This window comes from Streptomyces sp. NPDC044106 (assembly GCF_056433985.1).
This window is the reverse complement of the sequence record NZ_JBWKFZ010000051.1, coordinates 1-1,369: the sequence shown is the minus strand read 5'-3', so window position 1 is coordinate 1,369 and position 1,369 is coordinate 1. Positions and strand designations below refer to the sequence as shown.

The following is a 1,369-nucleotide window of genomic DNA, read 5'->3' as shown; positions in this document are numbered from 1 at the left end:
CCGACCTCGAGCGCGTGGGCGAGCGCTACACCTCCTGCTGCGACCCCCGCCTCAACCCCACCCAGGCCCTCAGCGTCGTCTCCGCCTGGCCCGCCCGAACCGCCTGACCCGGGGCCCGGGCCACGGGGGCATTGGGCGGGTCCGGGGCCATTCCAGTCGGAATCCGTTCCCGCCAAAGATGGACGGCGCATCGTGGGCAGCGACCCGGCCGGACAGCGCAGTCCGGCCCACATCCCCCGCATCCGCCGCTTCCGCCCCGGCCACCGGGCCGACGCCCCGAAGAACCGCCGGGCCGGCGCCCTCCCCCGAGCGCCGGCCCGGCCCTCGACCCGCGTACGGCGGGTCACGCCAGGTACGGCGGGCACGGCAGCACCGGCACCACCAAAGACGAGTGGGAGAACAGAACAAGATGCACAACTACGTAGTCGTCGACGCCTTCGCCCGAGAGCCCCTCACCGGCAACCCGGTGGCCGTGTTCTTCGACAGCGACGACCTGAGCGCCGAGCAGATGCAGCGCATCGCCCGGGAGATGAACCTCTCGGAGACGACATTCGTCCTCGGCGCCAAGCAGGGCGGGGACGTCCACGTACGGATCTTCACGCCGGTGAACGAACTGCCCTTCGCCGGGCACCCGTTGCTGGGCACCGCCATCGCTCTGGGCCAGCGCACCGACGCCGACCAGCTGCGCGTCGAGACCGCCATGGGCGTGATCCCCTTCGAGCTGCAGCGCGTCGACGGCAAGGTCGTCTCGACCAGCATGCGCCAGCCGGTGCCGGTGTGGAAGCCCTTCGACCGCGCGGACGAGCTCCTTGAGGCGCTGGGAATCCAGGAGTCGACGCTGCCGGTGGAGATCTACCGCAACGGCCCGCGGCACGTCCTGGTCGGCTTCGAGAGCTTCGAGGCCCTGTCGAAGGTGAACCCCGACCACCGCGCGCTTGCGAGCTTCCCCGACATGGCGACCAACTGCATCGCCGGGTCCGGGACCACCTGGCGCAACCGCATGTTCTCGCCCGCGTACGGGGTCGTGGAGGACGCCGCCACCGGCTCCGTCGCCGGGCCCATCGCCATCCACATCGCCCGGCACGGCCTCGCCTCGTACGGGCAGCGCATCGAGATCACCCAGGGCATCGAGATCGGCCGCCCCTCCCCCATGAGCGCCCTTGTCCAGGGCGAGGGCGACCGGGTCGACTCCGTCGACGTCTCGGGCCACGGTGTCGTCACGATCGAAGGGCTCATGCATGTCTGATGTGACCAGCCCCCGCCCTGCCGCGCCCGCCAACGGCCTTGCCGCGGAGCGGCGTTCGGAGACGTTGACGGGCACCCTGGAGGTGGCCTTCCCCGAGTTCCGCACCCCGCCCGCCGAACCCCT

1 protein-coding gene is annotated in these 1,369 nt (G+C 71.6%); it reads left to right on the top strand.

Features of this window, described 5'->3' with window-relative positions; genetic code table 11:
* The first annotated feature begins 409 nt into the window (after positions 1-409).
* Positions 410-1,246 carry a PhzF family phenazine biosynthesis isomerase gene (locus AC07DI_RS37510; RefSeq protein WP_478909456.1) on the top strand — a complete coding sequence of 279 codons (837 nt, stop codon included), beginning with the start codon at positions 410-412 and terminating at the stop codon, positions 1,244-1,246.
* The last annotated feature ends 123 nt before the right edge of the window (positions 1,247-1,369 follow it).